This is a genomic window from Burkholderia pyrrocinia, from assembly GCF_018417535.1.
GTDB classification, from domain to species: Bacteria; Pseudomonadota; Gammaproteobacteria; order Burkholderiales; family Burkholderiaceae; genus Burkholderia; species Burkholderia pyrrocinia_E.
This window is the reverse complement of record NZ_CP070977.1, coordinates 1,535,757-1,555,351: the sequence shown is the minus strand read 5'-3', so window position 1 is coordinate 1,555,351 and position 19,595 is coordinate 1,535,757. Positions and strand designations below refer to the sequence as shown.

Here is a 19,595-nt window from a genome sequence, read left to right as displayed (position 1 = left end):
GGATCCAGATGAACCGGAAGATGAAGATCGGCGCCGTGCCCGCCGTTGCAGCTGCCGCCGGCGCGCGGCGTCGCGCATTGCGCACGATCGCGGGCTCGGTGCTCGCGCTGGGCGCGTGCCTAAGCGCGGGTGTCCCCGCTCCCGCGCTTGCAGCCGATGCACCGCCGGCCGTCACGCGCGTCGCGATGCTCGTGCAGTTGCGCGGCCCGAACCTGAAGGTCGACGAACGCATCGGCCAGCATCTCGGCGAACGCGGCTACGCGGTGCGCCTGATCGACGAGTCGGCGACCCCCGACGCGGCGCGCGATGCCGACCTGGTCGTGATTTCGTCGACGGTGTCGTCGAAGAACGTGCGGCCGGGCTGGCGCACGCTCGACAAGCCGCTCGTGACGTGGGAAAACGACCTGCTCGACGATCTCGCGATGACGGGCAAGCGTCACGACGTCGACTTCGGCGAAACGGGCAAGGAGCGCTACCTGTGGCTCGTCAACGCGCCGCATCCGGTTTCTGCCGGCTTGCCGGCCGGCGCGACGAACGTGTACGGCAAGCAGGCGCCGATGAGCTGGGGCAAGCCGGGGCTCGGCGCGATCACGATCGCGACCGTGTACGGTCAACCCGACAAGGCCGCGATCTTCGCGTACGAGAAGGGCGCGACGATGGACTACGAAGCGCTCGCACCGGCACGCCGCGTGATGTTCTTCCTCGACAACGACACGTTCACGAACCTGTCGCCGGCCGGCGTCGCGCTGTTCGACGCGGCCGTCGACTGGGCGGCCGGGCGGCGCTGATCCGCAACGACAACGGCGCCGCCGGGCGCGCGACTCAGGCCGCTTGAGGTGGCGAGCGCCGCGACGCCTCTTCAATCAACCGGGCCAGCATCTGCGCCGGTTCCGACATCGTCCGCCGTGCGCGATGCACGAGCCCGATGTCGCGGTGGAACGTGTGGTGTCCGAGGTCGATCGCACGCACGCCGCCCGGCCAGCGGCGATACACGGCGGTCTGCGGCACGATCGCGACGCCGACGCCGTGCTCGACCAGCTTGACGATCGCGTCCAGTTCGTCGAGTTCGCAGGTGTCGCGCACCGCGATATGCATCTTCCGCAGGAAACGATCGACCTGGCGGCCGCCGAACGACGCGCGGTCGTAGCGCACGAACGGCTCGCTCGCGAGCAGCTCGGCCCACTCCTTGCCCTTCACGCTGCGCGGCACGATCAGCCGGAACGGTTCCCGCGCGAGCGTCGTCCAGTGCAGGTCGCTCTGCAGCGAAAACGGCGGCCGGATGATCGCGGCCATGTCGATCTCGCCCGCGTCGACGCGGTTGACCAGCTCGATCGACAGCCCCGGTATCACGCGTGTCCGGCACGCGGGATGCCGGCGATGAAAGTCGGCCAGCGCGGCCGGCAGCAGCGCGCTCTGTACCGATGCGATCGCGCCGATCGTCACGCGCACGGCGGCCGGCGAGCCGGGCGCGGTCGAGCTCAGGTTCTCGTACAGGCCGATCAGCGCCTGCGCCTGGTCGAGCACGTGATGGCCCATCTCGTTGAGGCGGGCCGACCGGCCTTGCCGGTCGAACAGTGCAAAGCCGAGTTCGGCTTCGAGACGCTGCATCTGCGCGCTGACGGCCGCCTGCGTCAGTCCGATGCGGTTGCCCGCGGCGGCGAACGTGCCTTCGCGGGCGACGGCGATGAGGGTTTTCAGCTCGCGGATCATTCATCAATTCCGTTTGTGAATTGCAACACTATATATTGATTTAATTTTTGCTTGGCGTTGTCTACCATGGTGCGATCCTCGCGCCACGCGAGCGTTCCTTCACGAGGCAACCATGAGTCTTTCCCCGTTTCACCTGGCGATTCCGGTCTACGATTTGCCGGCCGCGCGCGATTTCTACGGCCGCGTGTTCGGGCTGGAAGAGGGGCGTTCGAGCACGCAATGGGTCGACTTCGACTTCTACGGGCACCAGCTCGTGATCCATGAGCATCCGCAGACCGTGTCGCAGGAAGGCGCGCATACGAATGCCGTCGACGGTCACGATGTGCCGGTGCCGCATTTCGGGATCGTGCTCGACTGGGCGAGCTGGGAAGCGCTGGCCGAGCGGCTGAAATCGTTCGGCGTGACCTTCGCGATCGAACCGTATGTGCGGTTCAAGGGGCAGGTCGGCGAACAGGCGACGATGTTCCTGTTCGACCCGTGCGGCAACGCGCTCGAATTCAAGGCGTTCCGCGACATCGGGCAACTGTTCGCGAAGTGACGGATCGGGCGCGTCTGCGCCGATCGAAAATGGGTGCGAGAATGCGGCCTCCGGCCGGGCCGCGCGCAGGCGCGCCGGCCGGCGCCGCGCCGCACGGCATCCGTCCGTGCGCGACGTTCTCCAAGGAACCCGTATGGACAGTCATATCGCTCCGGTGGAGCTGAAGAAAGCCTACCGACTCCTCAATCACGGCCCGACCGTGCTCGTGTCGGCCCGCCACGACGGCGTCGACAACGTGATGGCCGCCGCGTGGGCGTGCGCGCTGGACTTCCTGCCGCCGAAGCTGACGGTCGTGCTCGACAAGTCCGCGAAGACGCGCGAGCTCGTCGAGCGCAGCGGCACGTTCGTGATCCAGGTGCCGACGGCCGCGCAACTGCAGCTTACGCATGCGGTCGGCAGCCACAGTCTCGCCGAGCGGCCGGACAAGCTGCGCGAAGCGGGCGTCACGCTGTTCGACGTCGCCGGCCACGACCTGCCGTTCGTTGCCGGTTGCTCGGGCTGGCTCGCGTGCAAGCTGATTCCGGAGCCGCACAACCAGCAGACCTACGACCTGTTCATCGGCGAGGTGGTCGGTGCGTGGTCCGACACGCGCGTGTTCCGCGACGGCCACTGGTATTTCGAATCGGCCGATCCCGCGCTGCGCAGCCTGCACTACATCGCGGGCGGCAATTTCTATGCGATCGGCGAATCGCTGCACGTCGATCCGGACGCGCCGTAAGCGTCACGCAGGCTTCTTTTCCCGATCCGGGCACGCGGCTCACGCGCGCTTCTTCAATTCCGCCAGCATCGCTTCGGCGAATGCCTGCGCGACGCGCGGCAGCGTGCGCCCGCGCTTCGTGACGAGCGCGATCGGCCGCACGAACGCGGGATCGTCGATCGTCTTCACGACGAGATCGGGCTCGGCGCGCACCTCGCGCGCGGTCGCAGGCAGGATCGTCACGCCGAGGCCGCCGCGCACCATCGCGACGGCCGTCATCATGTAGGTCGGCTCGCACGCGATGTCGGGCGTGCAGCCGGCCGCTTCCAGCGCGGCATCGACGACGCTGCGCACGCTGGTGCCCTGCGCGGTCAGCACGAGCGGCACGCCCGCGACGTCGGCGGTGCTCACGCGGCGCTTGCGCGCGAGCGGATGATCCTTCGGGCACACGGCGACGAGCCGGTCGGCGCCCGTGTACAGCACCTCCAGCGATGCATCGAACGCATCGCCGCCCGTCAATCCAAGATCGGCTTCCTCGTTGCGCACGAGCGCGGTGACGAGGCTTGCGACGCCGTCGCGGATCTCGAAGCCCGCGCGCGGCACGTCGCGGCGGAACGACTGGATCAGCTCAGGCAGCACGCTGGACGCGAAGGTCGGCAGGCACGCGAGCCGCACCGTGCCGCTCGTGCCTTCGCCGAGCGCGCGCGCATCGCGCAGCACGCGCTCCATGTCGTCGAGCGAGCGCTGCAGCAGCGGCAGCAATTCGCGCCCGGTCTGCGTGAGCGCGACGCTGCGGCTGTTGCGGTCGAACAGCCGCGCGCCGACGATTTCCTCGAGTCGCCGGATCTGCACGGTCAGCGCCGGCTGCGACAGGTGCAGCCGTGCGGCCGCGCGCGTGAAGTTGCCGGCGTGCGCGACGGTGACGAAGGCGCGGATATCGCGAAGATTCAGATCCATAACAGTTCGTGATTGCTGCGATCAAATCATTTCAATTGTGCTATCGCTGCGCCGACCTTACGCTCGTCTCCAACAAAAGACAAGGTAGGAGACACGGATGCTGCCGTTACTCGGGCTTGGCACGATCGTCGTGCTGCTGGCCGCGATTCTGTCGAAGCGGATGTCGCCGCTCGTCGCGCTGATCGTCGTGCCGATCGCCGCGTCGCTGATCGGCGGCTTCGGGCTGCACACCAGCAAGTTCGTCGTCGACGGGCTGAAGGGCCTCGCGCCCGTCGTCGGGATGTTCGTGTTCGCGATCCTGTATTTCGGGACGATCACCGATGCCGGCACGCTCGACCCGATCATCGACCGGATCCTGCGCGCGGTCGGCACGCGGCCGACGCGCATCGTGATGGGCACGACGCTGCTCGCGCTGCTGATCCATCTCGACGGCTCGGGCGCCGTCTGTTTTCTCGTGACGATCCCGGCCGTGCTGCCGCTGTACGACCGGCTGAAGATGGACCGGCGCGTGCTGGCCGCGGCGGTGTCGATGGCCGCCGGCATCAACTTCCTGCCGTGGACGGGGCCGATGATCCGCGCGTCGGCGTCGCTGCACCTGCCGGTGTCGGCGCTGTTCAATCCGCTGATCCCGGTCCAGGCGATCGGGCTCGTGTTCGTGTTCGGCGTCGCGTACTGGCTCGGGCGGCGCGAGGAGAAGCGGCTCGGCCTGTCGCGTGACGATGCGTCGATCCCGCTGCCGACGCGCGAGCTGACGCCCGACGAGCAGGCGCTGCGCCGGCCGCACCTGTTCTGGTTCAACCTCGTGCTGACGCTCGTCGTGCTCGGCACGATGGTCGTGATGGGCGAGAAGATCCCACCCGCGATCATGTTCATGGTCGGGCTGTGCATCGCGCTGATGGTGAATTACCCGGACGTCGACATGCAGAGAAAGCGCATCGACGCACATGCGCGCGCGGCGCTGATGATGGCCGGCATCCTGCTCGCGGCCGGCGTGTTCACGGGGATCATGCAGGGCAGCGGGATGCTGAAGGCGATGGCGCAGGCCGCGGTCGGCTTCGTGCCGCCGTCGATGGCCGGCCACATTCCGGTGGTGCTCGGTTTCGCGTCGATGCCGCTCAGCATGCTGTTCGATCCCGATTCGTTCTACTTCGGCGTGCTGCCGGTGATCGCGGAGGTGGCCGGCCAGCTCGGCGTGCCGGCCGTGCAGGTCGGGCAGGCCGCATTGCTCGGCCAGATGACGACCGGGTTTCCGGTCAGCCCGCTGACGCCCGCGACGTTCCTCGTCGTCGGCCTGTGCGGCATCGAGCTGGCCGAGCATCAGAAATTCACGTTCCCGCTGCTGTTCGGCGCCTCGATCGTGATGACGATCGCGTGCGTCGTGCTGGGCATCTTTTGATTTTTTCCGGCGGCGAAACCCGCCGGACGACGGTACGGACATGACAGCAAAGCAACCTGAACGGCGCGTGCGCATCGGCGCGGGTGCCGGCTACTCGGGCGACCGGATCGAGCCCGCGGTCGAACTGGCCGAACACGGGCAGCTCGACTATCTCGTCTTCGAATGCCTCGCCGAGCGTACGATCGCGATCGCGCAGCAGGCGCGGCGCAAGGACCCGGCGCTCGGCTACGATCCGTTGCTCGACGCGCGGATGCGTGCGGTGCTGCCGGTCGCCGTGCCGAATGGCGTGCGCATCGTGTCGAACATGGGGGCGGCGAACCCGCGCGCAGCGGCAACGCGCACCGCGCAGATCGCACAATCGCTCGGCATCGCGGGGCTGAAGGTCGCGGCGGTCGAAGGCGACGACGTGCTCGACGTCGTGCTGCGCGGCGCGTTCCGGTTCGAGGAATCGGGCGACGAAGTCGCCGCGTATCGCGACCGCATCGTGTCCGCGAATGCGTACCTCGGCGCCGCGCCGATCGTCGACGCGCTCGCGGCCGGCGCGGACGTCGTGCTGACCGGGCGTGTCGCCGATCCGTCGCTGTTCGCCGCGCCGCTGATCCACGCGTTCGGCTGGCGGATGGACGACTGGGACACGCTCGGGCAGGCGACGGTCGTCGGCCATCTGCTCGAATGCGCGGGGCAGGTGACGGGCGGCTATTTCGCCGATCCCGGCTACAAGGACGTGCCGGATCTCGCCCGGCTCGGGTTCCCGATCGGCGAAGTCGCGGCCGACGGCTCGGTCGTGATCACGAAGGTGCCGCATGCGGGCGGCCGCGTGAGCGCGGCGACCTGCAAGGAACAACTGCTCTACGAGATTCACGATCCGGCGCGGTATCTGCAGCCGGACGTCGTTGCGGATTTCACAGGTGTCGCGGTTGACGAGGAGGCGACGGATCGCGTGCGCGTGGCGGGCGGGCGCGGCACCGCGCGGCCCGATACGCTGAAGGTGTCGGTGGCTTACGTCGACGGCTACATCGGCGAAGGCCAGATCTCGTACGGCGGCCCCGGCGCGCTCGCACGCGCGCGTCTCGCGCTCGACATCGTCCGCGAGCGGCTGGCGCTGACCGGCGTCGCCGCGACCGAGCTGCGCTTCGACCTGATCGGCGTCGATTCGCTGTATGGCGCCGCGACGCCGCCCGTGCGCGGCGAGCCGGCCGAGGTGCGCGTGCGGGTGGCCGGCCGCGCGGCGAGTGCCGATGAAGCGGCGCGGATCGGCAACGAGGTCGAGACGCTCTATACGAACGGGCCAGCCGGCGGCGGCGGCGCGTTCAAGTCGACCCGCGAGGTGATCGCCGTGCAGTCGGTGCTGCTGCCGCGCGCGGCCGTGACGCCGTCGTTTTCGTTCGTGGAGGCATGATGCAACTGCGTGAACTCGCGCATGCGCGCACCGGCGACAAGGGCAATACGCTGAACGTGTCGGTCATCTGCCGCGATCCGCGTCATTACGACCATCTGCGCGCGCATCTGGATGCCGGCAAGGTGAAGGCGTGGCTCGCGGACATCGTGCACGGCGATGTCGTGCGTCATGAATTGCCGGCGCTGGGTGCGTTCAACTTCGTGCTGCGCGATGCGCTCGGCGGCGGCGTGACGCGCTCGCTCGCGCTCGATGCGCACGGCAAGTCGGTCAGTTCGGCGTTGCTGGCGATCGAGGTGCCCGACCCGGCGTGACGGACGACGTCGCCGCCGGGGTGCGGGCACCCGGTCACGGAATCAGCAGCTCGCGACGCCCGTCCGCGTGCTCGATGCGCTCGCCGGCGACGTGCAGGCGCTGATCCTTGCGATAATCGTAGACCGCGCGCGACGCGATGAGCTGGTCGAAATCGAGCTCGACCGCGTGACGCGATTCGGTGCCGCCCGCTTCGAAGATCACGTTGCCGAACGGATCGACCGCGAGGCTGCCGCCCGCGAACACGACGTCGTGCGTGCTGTCGCCGACGCGATTGGCGACCACCGCGAACACCTGGTTCTCCATCGCGCGGGCCGACGCCGACGTGCGGTGGACGTAGTGGTACGGTTCCATGTTGCCGTCGGTGATGAGAATCAACTGCGCGCCGAGTGCGGCAAGCGCGCGGCCGGTTTCGGGAAATTCGCTGTCGTAGCAGATCAGCAGGCCAATCCGCGCGCCGCGCCATTCGACCGTCGCGTAGCGGTCGCCGGGCAGCACGACGCCGCGCTCGCTCACCCACAGATGCGTCTTGCGATAGCGCAGCGCGATGCCGTCCGGCGTCACGAATACGGTCGTGTTGTAGAAGCGGCCGCCATCGTTCTCGATCAGCCCGACCACGACGGCAACGTCGCGTGCGCGCGCGGCCGCGATGACCGCGCCGATGCTCGGGCCGTCGAGCGGCTCGGCGACTTCGGCGAGATTCGACGGATCGAGGAAGCCGGTGAGCTGCGCTTCCGGAAACATCACGATGTCGGTGCCGGGCGCGGTGGTCGCGATCGCTTCCAGCGTGCGCTGCAGGTTGTAGTGCGTGTCGCCGTCGCGACCGGCGAGCTGGACGATGTCGAGCTTCAGTTTCATGGGCGATTTCGGTGGCAGTGGCCCGTCGCGGCACGCGGCGGAGCGGTTGAAACGAGGCCCTAGTATGCGCCGAACCCTGCGGTTTCCCATCCCGCCGACGCATTAACCCGTAGGGGGTATTGATCCCGCGACCGGTCGTCGATTCGTGCGCGGCCGCATGCGACGGTCAACGGTTGCGGGAGCGGGTTGCGCGGGGAGGCCGGCGATCGTGGATTCGACCGGGAGGTCGCGCCGCGCTTCGGGATTTGCAGCCGCGATGAATGGAGACGTAAAAAAACGCCGACCCTTCTGCAAGGGTCGGCGAACCGGTCCTGACTGACGAGGATGTGCCATCGGAACCCAGGCCACCATGCGTCGCCCGTTCCGTTTCGGCCGGTGCGTATCGTGGACGGACGAGCACAATCCGATTCGGCAAGGATAGTGACCGGTGTCGCGTTTGCCCAGACGGCGTGGCCGATACACGGTATCGGCGGGCGATGCGGCCAGCCGTCGATCAGCGCCCGGTCGAACAGCTCGCAGCGCGTGCGCTCGCCGAGTGTCGCGTCGGTGACGAGGCTCTCGTTGACGATGCGCGCTTGCGATGCCGCGCCGTGCGTGTACGCTACGGGCTCGCGGGTGCATGCCCGCGCGCGCGGCACGGGCCGCGCGCATCGACCGGATCCTGCAATGAAGAACGAGATCGTAACGTCGGCCGGCGCGAATGGCGAGGCCGTGTGTCGTCGCCGGTTCGCGGCCGTCGCCGGGCGCGTCGCGCTGGCATGTCTGGGCGCGGCGGCCGCGCAGTCGGCCGCTGCCGCGCCGCCGGCGTCGTGCAACGACCAGTTGACGCAACTGATCGTGCCGGCGCTGCGGCAGACCGCGATGGACCGGCGCGCGATCCACGCCGATGTGGACGAGCGCGATGGCAACATCTTCCGGATCCGCCTGTTCGTCATGCCCGACCATCCGGGTACGCCGAACCAGGAAGCGACGATCGGCTGGGTGACGCTCGACACGCAAGCGATGCGTGCGCTCGACGTCACGCGCGATCCCGACCGGCCGGACGTGCTGGCGATCGACCGGCACGCGCTGTCGCGCTTCGTGTCCGCGTGTACTGCACCGGCCGCGCCCGTGCACGGCGCTGTCGATTGCGATGCGCTGAACCGTCGCGCGCAAGCGCAGGGCGATTACGCGACGGGTAGCAACGCGGGCCGCGTCGTGACGGGCAAGGGGCGCCTGCCGTTCTTTTCCGCACCCGACGACGCATGCCGGATCGATGGGTTGTTCATCGTCGAGCACGATCACGTCGATGCGCGAACCGGATACGGCCGTTTCACGTCGGTGGTCTACCTGAATCCGCGCACCAACGGCATCGCCGAAGGATGGGTGCAAACTACGCGGCTGAAGCCGGACGGCACCGGCATCGCGCCGCGCCAACCCTGATCGTGCGCGCCCGCAGCCATCCGCTGAACGTCTTTCCAATCCGACCCAACCGTACGCCCGTCATGACTGTCCAGCATCGAAAAACACGCAGCAAGCCGTTCGCGGCTTCGCTCGCCGCACTCGCGGTGCTCACCGCGCTCTCGGCGTTGTCGCCCGTCTACGCGGCCGATCCGGTCCGTCCCGACGGTCAGTTGCAGACGTTCATCCACGACAATTACGGCAAGTGGCGCGCGGACCGCAAGGGCTGGCAGTCGGACGCGGGCGATTTCATCTATTCGCCGTGCGGCTCGCTGCGTGTCGCGACCGCGGACGGCCCGCGGTATCTGCTCGCGATGTGCGGCGAGACCGAAGCGGCCGTGCAGAACGGGATGCCGGGCATGGATTCCGACGGCACGGCCGGCACGATCGATCTGTACGTGCTGAAGCCGGCGCCGGACGGCAAGACGCTCGAGCCGGTCGTGAAGAAGACGGATATCGCATCGGGCAAGCACGGCGAACCGGGCACCGTGCGCATCGAGCGGCTCGGGCCGCACCTGTTCGGGTTCGTCATCGGCGACGGGATCACGCTGCAGGGCTACACGCAGGCGAGCCGGTCGATCTGGCTGCCGATCGGCAATGCGATCGTCGAAGCGGCGCCGCGCATCAACGAAGCGCTCGACAATTCGGGATCGCTCGATTGCGGGAACGCGAAGTCGCATTGCGAGAGCCGCACGTTCACGATCGTGCCCGATACGGCGGGCACCGGCGACGTCTATCCGCTGACGGTCACGGAAACGGGCACGCGCGGCGACAAGGACGTCCACGCGCGTTTTTCGGTGAAGTTCGACGCGGCGCGCGGCCGCTACATCGTGCCGAAGGCATTGCGCGAAGGGTATTGAGCCTGCGCGCGCCGGAACGGGCGGCGTTGCGCCGCCCGCGCATCACACGTACAGGTAGCGCACGAGGTGAAAGAACACCGGCGCGGCGAAGCAGATCGAGTCGACGCGATCGAGCATCCCGCCGTGGCCCGCGATCATCGAGCCCCAGTCCTTCGTGCCGAGCGAGCGCTTGACGGCCGACAGCACGAGCCCGCCGACGAAGCCTGCGATCACGATCGCGAGCGAGATCCCGAACGCCGCGCCGAAGCTGAACGGCGTCACGCGATACAGCGACGCGCCGCACAGCGTCGCGAGCAGGCCGCCGCCGACGAAGCCTTCGATCGTCTTCGACGGCGACAGTTGCGGCGCGATCTTGCGGCGTCCGAACAGCTTGCCGACGACGTACTGCAGCACGTCGCTGATCTGCACGACGACCAGGAAGAAGAACAGCAGCAGCGCGTTCTGCCCCGCGTAGTGCGGAATGTCGAGGATCAGCACGGCCGGCGCGTGGCTCAGGCCGTACACGCACACCATCAGCGCCCAGTTGATCTTCGCGTTGCGGCTCAGGAATTCGCGCGTGTCCTGCGTGAGCGCCGATACGAGCGACATCGCGAAGAACAGGTGCACGGGTACGAAGATCGAATACATCCCGTACCAGTTGATCCCGAGCAGCAGGTACTGCACGGGGATCGCGACGAAGAACGCGATGAACAGCGTCGTGTGGTCGCTCGCGGTGGTCGGCGTGAGCGTGATGAATTCGCGCAGCGTCAGGTACGACAGCAGCGCGAACACGAGATACGTGACGTTGTTGCCGAGGCCGATCGCGATGGCCATGATCGCGATCATCGCCCACCACGCGCGGATGCGCTGGTTCAGGTTGACGATGGTCGAGCTCGTGCCGCCGCTGCGCGCGCCGAGGATCGCGCCGATCACGGTGGCGACGACGAGCACGCCCGTGACGCCCGCGACCAGTTCCCAGAAAAGAGTTCGCATGGGGATATCCGGAAAAAGGGAGAGGAGGGCGCCGCGTTCAGCCCGCGGGCCGCTGCGGCGCGAGCGCGACGACCGCGTCGCGCATACGGGCGAGGAACGTCGGCTTGTCTTCCTGGTCGCCGAGCGCATCGTTCGCGCCGAAGTGCACCTTGCAGATCAGCGGCACGGGCCAGATCGCGCCCTTCGGCATGATGCGCTGCAGGTTCTCGAGATAGACGGGCGCGAGCGCGACGTTCGGGAATTCGGTCGCGAGATGGAACAGCCCGCTCTTGAACGGCTGCGGCAGCACGTCGGCACCGCGCGTGCCTTCCGGGAAGATGATGATCGAGTGGCCTTGCCGCAGCGCGTCGCGCACCGGTTCGAGCGGGTCGCCGCCGGATTCGCGGTGGCGGTCGATCAACACGACGTTCAGCAGCTTCTGCGCGACGTGGCGCTTCATGTCGCTGCTGTCCCAGTAGTCGCGCGCGGCGACCGGCCGCACGACCGCGCGCACGTTGCGCGGCAGCGCGGCGAGGATCGCGAGCGTGTCGATGTGGCTCGTATGGTTCGAGAAATAGATCTTTTGCGTCGGGGACGGCGGCGCCTGGTGCCAGACCGGATACGCGCCGGCGACGAGCCGCACGATGGACAGCAGGAAGTCGCGCTGCCAGACGTTGACGATGTTCATCGGCGCGGTGCCTCCTGCCTGCATGCCCGGCCGCAGGTGCGGTGGACGGGATCCCGGAATGCCGGCGCGGCAGGATGCGCGCCGGACGGCCCTTGTTTAAATTTTTTCAAGTTCGTGGCTGCCTGTCGCAGGTCCGCGATAATCGGACGGTTCGCCGTTACACGCACGTTGCGTAGCGGCGAAGTGCCGGTCGGCGGCGTGATAATCGGCTGTTGCACGAGTGCCCGTTTGCAGTTCGAATGGATCTCGCTGCGATCGGGCCAGCGGATTATCGCGAGTTTCCGTCGAAAACGCCAGATTGGCGCCGCGCGGGCGGGCCGCGCGCATGCTTGACGCATCGGGGCTGCTCGGCGACGATGGGGGCCGTCCATTGAAGGCCGACGCAGGCCGTTTCGCCGCCCGGGGCACGGCGGCGGGAAACGTGTCCGACTGTGCCGCGCAAACAATACGAATACGAAACGATGAGCCTCTACGCACTCAAACCCAAATTCCAGGACCGTCTGCGCCCGTTCGCGAATTCGCTCGCCGAACGCGGCGTGACCGCCAACCAGGTCACGCTGTTCGCGGCCGGCGGCTCGATCGTCGTCGGCGCGCTCGCCGGGCTCGGCGTGTTCGCCCGCGTGCTGTTCCTGCTGATCCCGCTGTGGCTGTTCGCGCGGATGGCGCTCAACGCGATCGACGGGATGCTCGCGCGCGAACACGGGCAGAAGAGCACGCTCGGCGCATACCTGAACGAGCTGGGCGATATCGTGTCCGATGTCGCGCTCGTGCTGCCGTTCCTCGCCATTTCGGCGTTCGCTCCGGCGGACGTCTGGCTGTTCGCGCTGACGGCGGTGATCGTCGAATGCGCAGGGCTGATCGGGCCGCTCGTCGGCGCCACGCGCCGTTACGACGGCCCGTTCGGCAAGAGCGACCGCGCGCTGGCCCTTGGCGCATTCGCGCTGTGGATCGGCTTCGGCCTGCCGGTCGGCAGCATCGCCGCGTGGTTGTGGCGCCTGCTGATCGTGCTGTCGATCGTGACGGTGGTGCGGCGCGTGCAGGCCGGCATCGCCGAAAAGGGCGGTTGACCTACGAGGCGCCGGAGGGCGGCGCTACACGATTCGAATAACGAAACGAGAGAGATCGCATGAACGCACGCACGGCCCGCGAGGCCGACTTCATCACGCACGACGGCGAAACGCTGTTCTATCGTCACTGGCCCGCGACGGGCCCGCGCTGCCGCGGCGCAATCGTGCTGCTGCATCGCGGCCACGAGCATTCGGCGCGCGTCGCGCACCTCGTCGACGAGCTCGACCTGCCCGATTTCGCGTTTTTCGCATGGGACGCGCGCGGCCACGGCCGTTCGCCCGGCGCGCGCGGCTACAGCCCGAGCGCGGCCGCGTCGGTGCGCGACCTGCAGACCTTCGTCGAGCATATCCGCGACACGCACGGCATCGCGATCGAGGACATGGCCGTGGTCGGCCAGAGCGTCGGCGCCGTGCTCGCGGCCACCTGGGCGCACGACTACGCGCCGCCGATCCGCTGCCTCGTCGTCGCGTCGCCGGCATTCCATATCAAGCTCTACGTGCCGTTCGCGCGGCCGGGGCTGCGGCTGATGCACAAGCTGCGCGGGCTGTTCTACGTGAACAGCTACGTGAAGCCGAAATTCCTCACGCACGATCCGGAGCGGATCGCGAGCTACGCGTCCGATCCGCTGATCACGCGGCCGATCGCGGTCAACATGCTGCTCGACCTGCACGACACCGCGCAGCGGATCGTCGCCGATGCGGCCGCGATCACCGTGCCGACGCAACTGCTGATCTCGGGCGCCGACTGGGTCGTGCATCGCGGCCCGCAGGACCGCTTCTTCGAACGGCTCGGCTCGGCGCGCAAGGAGCGCATCGTGCTGCCGGGCTTCTATCACGACACGCTCGGCGAGCGCGACCGTGCGCAGGCGCTCGCGCCGCTGCGCGCGTTCGTGCTGCGCGAGTTCGATGCGCCGAGCCCGCGCGTGTCGCTCGCCGACGCCGACCGGCGCGGCGCGTTCCACGACGAATACGCGGCGCTCGGCCGCCCGCCCGCGAACGTGCTCGCGCGGGCGTACTGGGCGCTCACGCGCGCCGGCCTGAAAGCGGGCGGCGCGCTGTCGGACGGCATCGCGCTCGGGCTGCGGCTCGGTTTCGATTCGGGCTCGACGCTCGATTACGTGTACCGCAACCGCGCGCAGGGGCGGCTCGGCGTCGGCGCGCTGATCGATCGCACGTATCTCGATTCGCCGGGCTGGGTCGGCATCCGCCAGCGCAAGGTGCATCTGCAGGAGCTGATCGGCACGGCGATCGGCCGCCTGCGCGGCCATGGCACGCCGGTGCGGATCGTCGACATCGCGGCCGGCCACGGGCGCTACGTGCTGGATGCGATCGCGACGGCCGCCGAGCGCGACGGCGCGGCGCCCGACGACATCACGCTGCGCGACTACAGCCCGCCGAACGTCGAGGCCGGGCGCGTGCTGATCGCACAGCGCGGTCTCGAGCCGATCGCGCGTTTCGAGCGCGGCGACGCGTTCGACGAGACGCAGCTCGCGACGCTCGAGCCGCGCCCGACGCTCGCGATCGTGTCGGGCCTCTACGAGCTGTTCGGCGAGAACGCGCTGATCGAACGCTCGCTGCGCGGGCTCGCGCAGGCCGTGCCGCCGGGCGGCTATCTCGTCTATACCGGGCAGCCGTGGCATCCGCAGCTCGAATTCATCGCGCGCGCGCTGAACAATCATCGCGGCGAGGCGACCTGGGTGATGCGCCGCCGCTCGCAGGCCGAGATGGACGAACTCGTCGCGCGCGCGGGCTTCCGCAAGCTCGACCAGCGGATCGACGAGATGGGCATCTTCACGGTCAGCCTCGCGCAGCGGGTCGACGCGTCATGAGCGCGCTCGGCGGCGGCGCGGGCGGCCTCGCCGAGCCGGCGGCCGGCGCGCGCGACGCATCGTTCGCGCTGCGCTTCGGCTGGCTCGTGGCGATGGGCGCCGTGTTCTTCTCGACGTACGGCTTCGCGAACTGGCTCGCCGCGCGCCGCGCGGCGGTGCCGACGTTCGCGTTCGGGTGGGAGCACGCAATCCCGTTCGTGCCGTGGACGATCGTGCCGTACTGGTCGATCGATCTGCTGTATGCGCTGTCGTTCTTCTTCTGGACGCGCCGTGACGATCTGCTCGATCACGTGAAGCGGCTGCTGACCGTGCAACTGGTATCGGTCGCGTGCTTCATCGTGTGGCCGCTGCGCTTCGGTTTCGAGCGGCCCGACGCGGGCGGCGTGGCCGGCGCGCTGTTCACGCTGCTGATGGGGTTCGACAAGCCGTTCAACCAGGCGCCGTCGCTGCATATCGGGTTGCTCGTCGTCCTGTGGGCCGTCTATGCGAAGCACCTGCGCGGGACGGTCGCGCGTGCCGTGCTGCATCTGTGGTTCGCGGCGATCGGCGTGTCGGTGCTGACGACCTACCAGCATCACGCGATCGACGTGCCGACCGGCGCGGCCGTCGGCTGTCTCGCGCTGTTCCTGTTTCCGTTGCGCGATGCCGCGGGCCGGCTGCCGGGCGCCGACGCGTCGCCGGGCGCGGCCGGCCGCGCGCTCGCGCGCCGTTATGCGATCGGCGCGGCACTGGTCGCGCTCGTGGCGCTCTGGTGCGTGCCGCGCGCGCCGGGCTGGGCGCTGGCAGCGGGGTGGGTCGCGCTGGCGCTTGCGTGCGTGGCATGGGTTTACCGGCGCGGCGCACCCGGTGCATTCCAGAAGGATGCGCACGGGCGACTCCCGGTATTCATCCGCTGGCTGCTCGCGCCGACGATCGCCGGCGCGTTCGTCAATTCGCGGCTGTGGACGTTCCGGCAGCCGGCGCCGGTGCGGATCGACGAACGCGTGTCGATCGGCCGCACGCCGACGACGCGCGACGTGCGGCGCCACGGTTTCACGGCGCTGGTCGACCTGACCGCCGAGATGCCGCGCTGGGCGGCGGCCGACGCGTCGCTCGCGTATGCGGCCGTGCCGCAGCTCGACCTCGTCGCGCCGACGGCGGCGCAGCTCGCGCAGGCCGTCGCGGCGCTCGAACGCCTGCACGGCGAAGGGCGCGACGTGCTGGTCTGCTGCGCGCTCGGCTACGGGCGCAGCGTGCTGTGCGCGGCCGCGTGGCTCGCCGCGCGGCGCGGGCTCGGCGATGCGCGCGACGCGCTTGCCGCGGTGCGAGCGGTGCGGCCGCACGCGGTGTGGTCGGACGACGGCGTGGCCGTGCTGCAGCACTGGATCGATCGTCGCCGCGGCGCGGGAGGCGTGTGATGCGCGATCCGTCCGCGCCATTTCGGATTGCCGCCGCGCGTGGCGCGCTCGATGCGGGCGCGTGGGCGATCGCGGCTGCATTGGCAGCGGCCGGCGCGGGCTGGTGGATAGCGTCGGGCTGGGCGCCGGCGACGATTGAGCGCGTGCTGCTGGCGGTCGTCAGCACGGGGTCGGGGATCGCGGCGCTGTGGTATGCGGTGCGCATCGAGATCGACCGCCGGCTGTTCGCCGCGCTGGCGCGGGCGGCGGCGGGCGATGCGTCGGTCGACGACGGGCTCGCGGCGCTCGACCGTGCGCTTGCCGATCTCGGCTGGATCGACGAGTCGAAGGCCGGGCGCGCGCTCGACGCGCGCGTGCGCGGCGCGGTCGGGCTGTGCCGGGCCGGCGTGCTCGTCGCGATCGTGCAGTGGCTCGTGGTCGGGCTCGCGATCGCGGTGCCGCAGATCGGCTAGCGCTTGTTTACGCTTGCAACGGGTCGGCACGATACGTTCCCGTGATTTGAGAAATCGTTCGTGGGCTGGCTGCCAGAAGGGCCTGCTATTAGCGCGATCAGGCCCCAGGCCATCACGCTGCCGAGGTCGAGCCCGTGCTTCGCGATCCCGGCATGCACCGCGATGCTGCGCAGCAGCGTGCCGGGGGCAGGGTGGCGATGTCGGCGATTTGATACAGGTCAGTTTTCCATGAAAGAAAGCACGTCCGGCGTCGCGAGATTGCGGTAGCATACGCGCCGCCTCGCGGCAACGTGTCCCGGGCGGTCTGCAACGGACCGCCGCCGGTCAGCCGCACCGCGCCGGCAGTTTGCCGTTCGGCCCGTCGGGCGACAACGGCGCAATTCTTACCATTCATCCCTCTCGCGAAGCATTTCCAACCGGATTGAGGCTTTTTTCGCTTCACCGTCGCGAATCGGGGTAAGTTTTGTCCTATTTTTGAGATAGTGTGACGAATGGGCGTGTGCCGGTGCCAGGCGCGCGCGCAACACGACGACTGGCGATTAAGGAACATGCCGCGTTGTTTCGATAACTGAATCAGGCCAGTTAGCTATATGAGGGGAAGCAGTGGGGATGTTCACTCACGGGCATAGCTGCGTTGCGCGCGTCGGTTTCGACGTGACGGATGACCGGATGACCCTGACGAAACGGAGCGGCGCATGAAGCCGGCCGTGTCGCTGTTCGTCCTGTCGGCCGCCATGGTCGGCGCTTTCCACGCGGCCGCGCTGGCGGCCGCACCGATGCCGGCGGTGGCCGCGACCGCTGCGGCGCCCGGTGCTGCTGCCGGTCATGCGGCGTCGCCCGGACCCGGCGCTGCGCCGGCGCCGGTGCTCGCGGCCGCGCCTGCAGCGGCCAGCGCACCGTCCGCCGCGCTGCCGGCGACGACCGTGCACCTGCCGTTCGCGTCGCTCGGCGCGTTCGATCCGCTACACCTGCGTGGCGCCGACGATGCGCGCACGATCAACGCGGGCGTGCGGCTCGACCGTGTGGTCACGGGCGCGCGGCTGCGCCTGACCTACGCGTATTCGCCGTCGCTCGTGTTCCCGATGTCGCACCTGAAGGTGTCGGTGAACGGCGAGGTGATCGCGACCGTCCCGTTCGACGCCGCGCGCGCGGGCCGTACGGTCACGCAGGACATCCCGATCGATCCGCGCTACTTCTCGGATTTCAACCAGATCGGCCTGCGCCTGATCGCGCATTACTCGCTCGACCATTGCGAGGATCCGTCGAACTCGGCGCTGTGGGCCGACGTGAGCCCGACGAGCGAGCTGATCCTCGACGAATCGCCGGTCCGCCTGCCGAACGATCTCGCGCTGCTGCCCGCGCCGTTCTTCGACCGGCGCGACAACGGCCGCGTGCGGCTGCCGTTCGTGCTGCCGGTGTCGCCCGATTCGGCGACGCTGCGCAGCGCGGGCGTGCTCGCGTCGTGGTTCGGCGCGCTGGCCGACTACCGGCATGCGCGCTTCCCGGTGTCGTCCGCGCTGCCGGCCAACGACCAGGCGGTGGTGGTCGGCACGGCCGCGACGTTGCCGGCCGGCCTCGCGCTGCCGTCGGTCAACGGCCCGCTGCTCGCGGTTGCCGACAACCCGGCCGCGCCGGGGCACAAGCTGCTCGTCGTCACGGGCCGCACGGCGGCCGAGGTCGACGACGCGGTCGCGACGCTCGTGCTCGGCCGCGCGGCGTTGTCGGGGCCGGCGGCGACGGTCGCGCACGTCGATCCCGGCGCGCAGCGCAAGCCGTACGACGCGCCGCGCTGGCTGCCGGTGAACCGGCCGATCGCGTTTCGCGAGCTCGTGTCCGATCCGCGCGAACTGGAAGCGCGCGGCACGGCGCCCGACGCGATCCGCCTGAACCTGCGCGTGCCGGCCGATCTCCATTCATGGAACGGTGCGGGCGTGCCGATCACGCTGCGCTACCGCTACACGGCGCCGACCGTGCAGGACAATTCGACGCTCGCCGTCGAGATCAACGACCAGCTCGTGAAGTCGTACCGGCTCGGGCCGGCTCAGGCCGAGGATGCGCGTGGCCGCATGCAGTTGCCGCTGCTGTCGGTGCCGGAAGGGCGCGTGACGAGCGACGTCGATATCCCGGCGTTCCGGGTCGGCAGCGGCAACCAGCTGCAGTTCCGCTTCACGCTCGACTCGCAGAAGACGGGCCTGTGCTCGAGCGCGGCCACCGAGCCGCAGCGCGCGGCGATCGATCCCGATTCGACGATCGACTTCTCGCACTTCGTCCATTACGCGCAATTGCCGAACCTCGCGTTCTTCGCGAACAGCGGCTTTCCGTTCACGCGCTTCGCCGACCTGTCGCAGACGGCCGTCGTGATGCCCGACCGGCCGTCGCCGCAGGAGCTCGAGGCCTACCTGACGATGCTCGGCCACATGGGCGAGTGGACGGGTTTCCCGGCACTGCGCGTGCAGGTCGCGCGGCCCGGCGACGTCGCCGCGCTGTCGGGCAGCAAGGATCTGCTCGTGATCGACGGCTCGCCCGTGTCGCCGTTGCTCGCGCACTGGCGCTCGGTGCTGCCGCTCGTGATCGGCGAGCAAGGCGGTGCGGGTGGCGACGGCGCGACGCGCGTCGCGTTCACGGTGAAGGAGCGCTGGCGCAACGGCGTCGGGCTGGCCGACGGCGGCGCGCATATCGAGCAGACGGGCTCGCTCGCGGCGCTCGCCGGGTTCGAGCTGCCGGGCAGCCGGGGCCGCAGCGTCGTCGCGCTGACTGCGACCGACCAGCCGCGCCTCGGCGATCTGCTCGACGTATTCGAGAACGCCGGCCTCGTGTCGCAGTTGCAGGGCGACCTCGCGCTGGTGCGGCCGGGGCGGGTCGACAGCCTGCGCGTCGGCGAGCCTTACGTGGTCGGCTTCGTGCCGTGGTATGCGCGCGTTTGGACGCAAGCGGCGCGGCATCCGGTCGTCCTCGGCGCGGTCGGTGTCGTCGCGGGGCTGCTGCTCGCGCTCGGCGTGTTCAGCGTGCTGCAGAGAATCGCCGCGCGTCGACGGGGGATGTAACGG

Annotated in this window: 18 protein-coding genes; 13 read left to right on the top strand and 5 right to left on the bottom strand. The window is 69.2% G+C overall.

Annotated features, from left to right (window positions below; translation table 11 throughout):
• Positions 1-8: 8 nt before the first annotated feature.
• Entirely contained in the window at positions 9-788 is a 780-nt protein-coding gene (locus JYG32_RS07295) for a hypothetical protein (RefSeq protein ID WP_213265140.1), read from the top strand.
• 34 nt (positions 789-822) lie between these two features.
• Here the strand turns inward: JYG32_RS07295 and JYG32_RS07290 are convergent, their stop codons facing one another.
• Entirely contained in the window at positions 823-1,710 is an 888-nt protein-coding gene (locus JYG32_RS07290) for a LysR family transcriptional regulator (protein WP_213265139.1), read from the bottom strand.
• 112 nt (positions 1,711-1,822) lie between these two features.
• Between JYG32_RS07290 and JYG32_RS07285 the strand changes: the two genes are divergently transcribed.
• Positions 1,823-2,248, top strand: coding sequence for a VOC family protein (locus tag JYG32_RS07285; RefSeq protein ID WP_213265138.1), 426 nt, complete (start codon positions 1,823-1,825; stop codon positions 2,246-2,248).
• Between the two features lie 133 nt (positions 2,249-2,381).
• Positions 2,382-2,966, top strand: coding sequence for a flavin reductase family protein (locus tag JYG32_RS07280; RefSeq protein ID WP_213265137.1), 585 nt, complete (start codon positions 2,382-2,384; stop codon positions 2,964-2,966).
• Positions 2,967-3,005: 39 nt separating this feature from the next.
• Here the strand turns inward: JYG32_RS07280 and JYG32_RS07275 are convergent, their stop codons facing one another.
• The gene (locus JYG32_RS07275; RefSeq protein ID WP_213265136.1) at positions 3,006-3,902 is read right to left on the bottom strand and encodes a LysR family transcriptional regulator; all 897 of its coding nucleotides are present in this window, start codon (positions 3,900-3,902) and stop codon (positions 3,006-3,008) included.
• 97 nt (positions 3,903-3,999) lie between these two features.
• On the opposite strand from JYG32_RS07275, the gene JYG32_RS07270 reads away from it, so the two are divergent.
• From JYG32_RS07270 to JYG32_RS07260, 3 genes are read left to right on the top strand one after another with little or no spacing between them, the layout of a single operon-like run.
• A complete protein-coding gene (locus JYG32_RS07270) occupies positions 4,000-5,298 on the top strand; it encodes a CitMHS family transporter (protein WP_213265135.1) in 1,299 nt (432 codons plus the stop codon).
• A gap of 40 nt (positions 5,299-5,338) precedes the next feature.
• The gene (locus JYG32_RS07265) at positions 5,339-6,697 is read left to right on the top strand and encodes an acyclic terpene utilization AtuA family protein (RefSeq protein ID WP_213265134.1); all 1,359 of its coding nucleotides are present in this window, start codon (positions 5,339-5,341) and stop codon (positions 6,695-6,697) included.
• On the top strand, positions 6,697-7,008 hold the full coding sequence (locus tag JYG32_RS07260) for an AtuA-related protein (protein ID WP_213265133.1): 312 nt from the start codon (positions 6,697-6,699) through the stop codon (positions 7,006-7,008). The genes JYG32_RS07265 and JYG32_RS07260 overlap by 1 nt, the downstream gene beginning before the upstream one ends.
• A gap of 34 nt (positions 7,009-7,042) precedes the next feature.
• Here JYG32_RS07260 and JYG32_RS07255 read toward each other — a convergent pair whose 3' ends face one another.
• The gene (locus JYG32_RS07255; RefSeq protein ID WP_213265132.1) at positions 7,043-7,864 is read right to left on the bottom strand and encodes a carbon-nitrogen hydrolase family protein; all 822 of its coding nucleotides are present in this window, start codon (positions 7,862-7,864) and stop codon (positions 7,043-7,045) included.
• Positions 7,865-8,530: 666 nt separating this feature from the next.
• Here JYG32_RS07255 and JYG32_RS07250 point away from each other — a divergent pair.
• Both JYG32_RS07250 and JYG32_RS07245 read left to right on the top strand, forming a co-directional pair.
• Positions 8,531-9,286: a hypothetical protein gene (locus JYG32_RS07250; protein WP_249744608.1), complete on the top strand. Its 756-nt coding sequence runs from the start codon at positions 8,531-8,533 to the stop codon at positions 9,284-9,286.
• A gap of 62 nt (positions 9,287-9,348) precedes the next feature.
• On the top strand, positions 9,349-10,164 hold the full coding sequence (locus JYG32_RS07245) for a topoisomerase IV (protein WP_213265131.1): 816 nt from the start codon (positions 9,349-9,351) through the stop codon (positions 10,162-10,164).
• Between the two features lie 42 nt (positions 10,165-10,206).
• Here the strand turns inward: JYG32_RS07245 and JYG32_RS07240 are convergent, their stop codons facing one another.
• Complete coding sequence (locus JYG32_RS07240) at positions 10,207-11,136, bottom strand: phosphatidate cytidylyltransferase (RefSeq protein WP_174383443.1); 930 nt, start codon at positions 11,134-11,136, stop codon at positions 10,207-10,209.
• A 37-nt stretch (positions 11,137-11,173) separates the two neighbouring features.
• Positions 11,174-11,803 (bottom strand): lysophospholipid acyltransferase family protein, encoded by a 630-nt coding sequence (locus JYG32_RS07235; protein ID WP_213265130.1) that lies wholly within the window; start codon positions 11,801-11,803, stop codon positions 11,174-11,176.
• Between the two features lie 461 nt (positions 11,804-12,264).
• Here JYG32_RS07235 and JYG32_RS07230 point away from each other — a divergent pair, with 461 nt between their 5' ends.
• The 5 genes from JYG32_RS07230 (at position 12,265) to bcsB (ending at position 19,592) form a co-directional block, all read left to right on the top strand.
• The gene (locus JYG32_RS07230; protein ID WP_072436404.1) at positions 12,265-12,870 is read left to right on the top strand and encodes a CDP-alcohol phosphatidyltransferase family protein; all 606 of its coding nucleotides are present in this window, start codon (positions 12,265-12,267) and stop codon (positions 12,868-12,870) included.
• Positions 12,871-12,929: 59 nt separating this feature from the next.
• The gene (locus JYG32_RS07225) at positions 12,930-14,699 is read left to right on the top strand and encodes a bifunctional alpha/beta hydrolase/class I SAM-dependent methyltransferase (RefSeq protein WP_174383441.1); all 1,770 of its coding nucleotides are present in this window, start codon (positions 12,930-12,932) and stop codon (positions 14,697-14,699) included.
• Positions 14,696-16,096, top strand: coding sequence for a phosphatase PAP2/dual specificity phosphatase family protein (locus tag JYG32_RS07220; RefSeq protein WP_213265129.1), 1,401 nt, complete (start codon positions 14,696-14,698; stop codon positions 16,094-16,096). Before JYG32_RS07225 ends, JYG32_RS07220 begins: the two co-directional genes overlap by 4 nt.
• Positions 16,096-16,548 carry a hypothetical protein gene (locus JYG32_RS07215; protein WP_213265128.1) on the top strand — a complete coding sequence of 151 codons (453 nt, stop codon included), beginning with the start codon at positions 16,096-16,098 and terminating at the stop codon, positions 16,546-16,548. Before JYG32_RS07220 ends, JYG32_RS07215 begins: the two co-directional genes overlap by 1 nt.
• A 695-nt stretch (positions 16,549-17,243) precedes the next feature.
• Positions 17,244-19,592, top strand: coding sequence for a cellulose biosynthesis cyclic di-GMP-binding regulatory protein BcsB (gene bcsB, locus JYG32_RS07210; RefSeq protein WP_213265127.1), 2,349 nt, complete (start codon positions 17,244-17,246; stop codon positions 19,590-19,592).
• Positions 19,593-19,595: the final 3 nt, after the last annotated feature.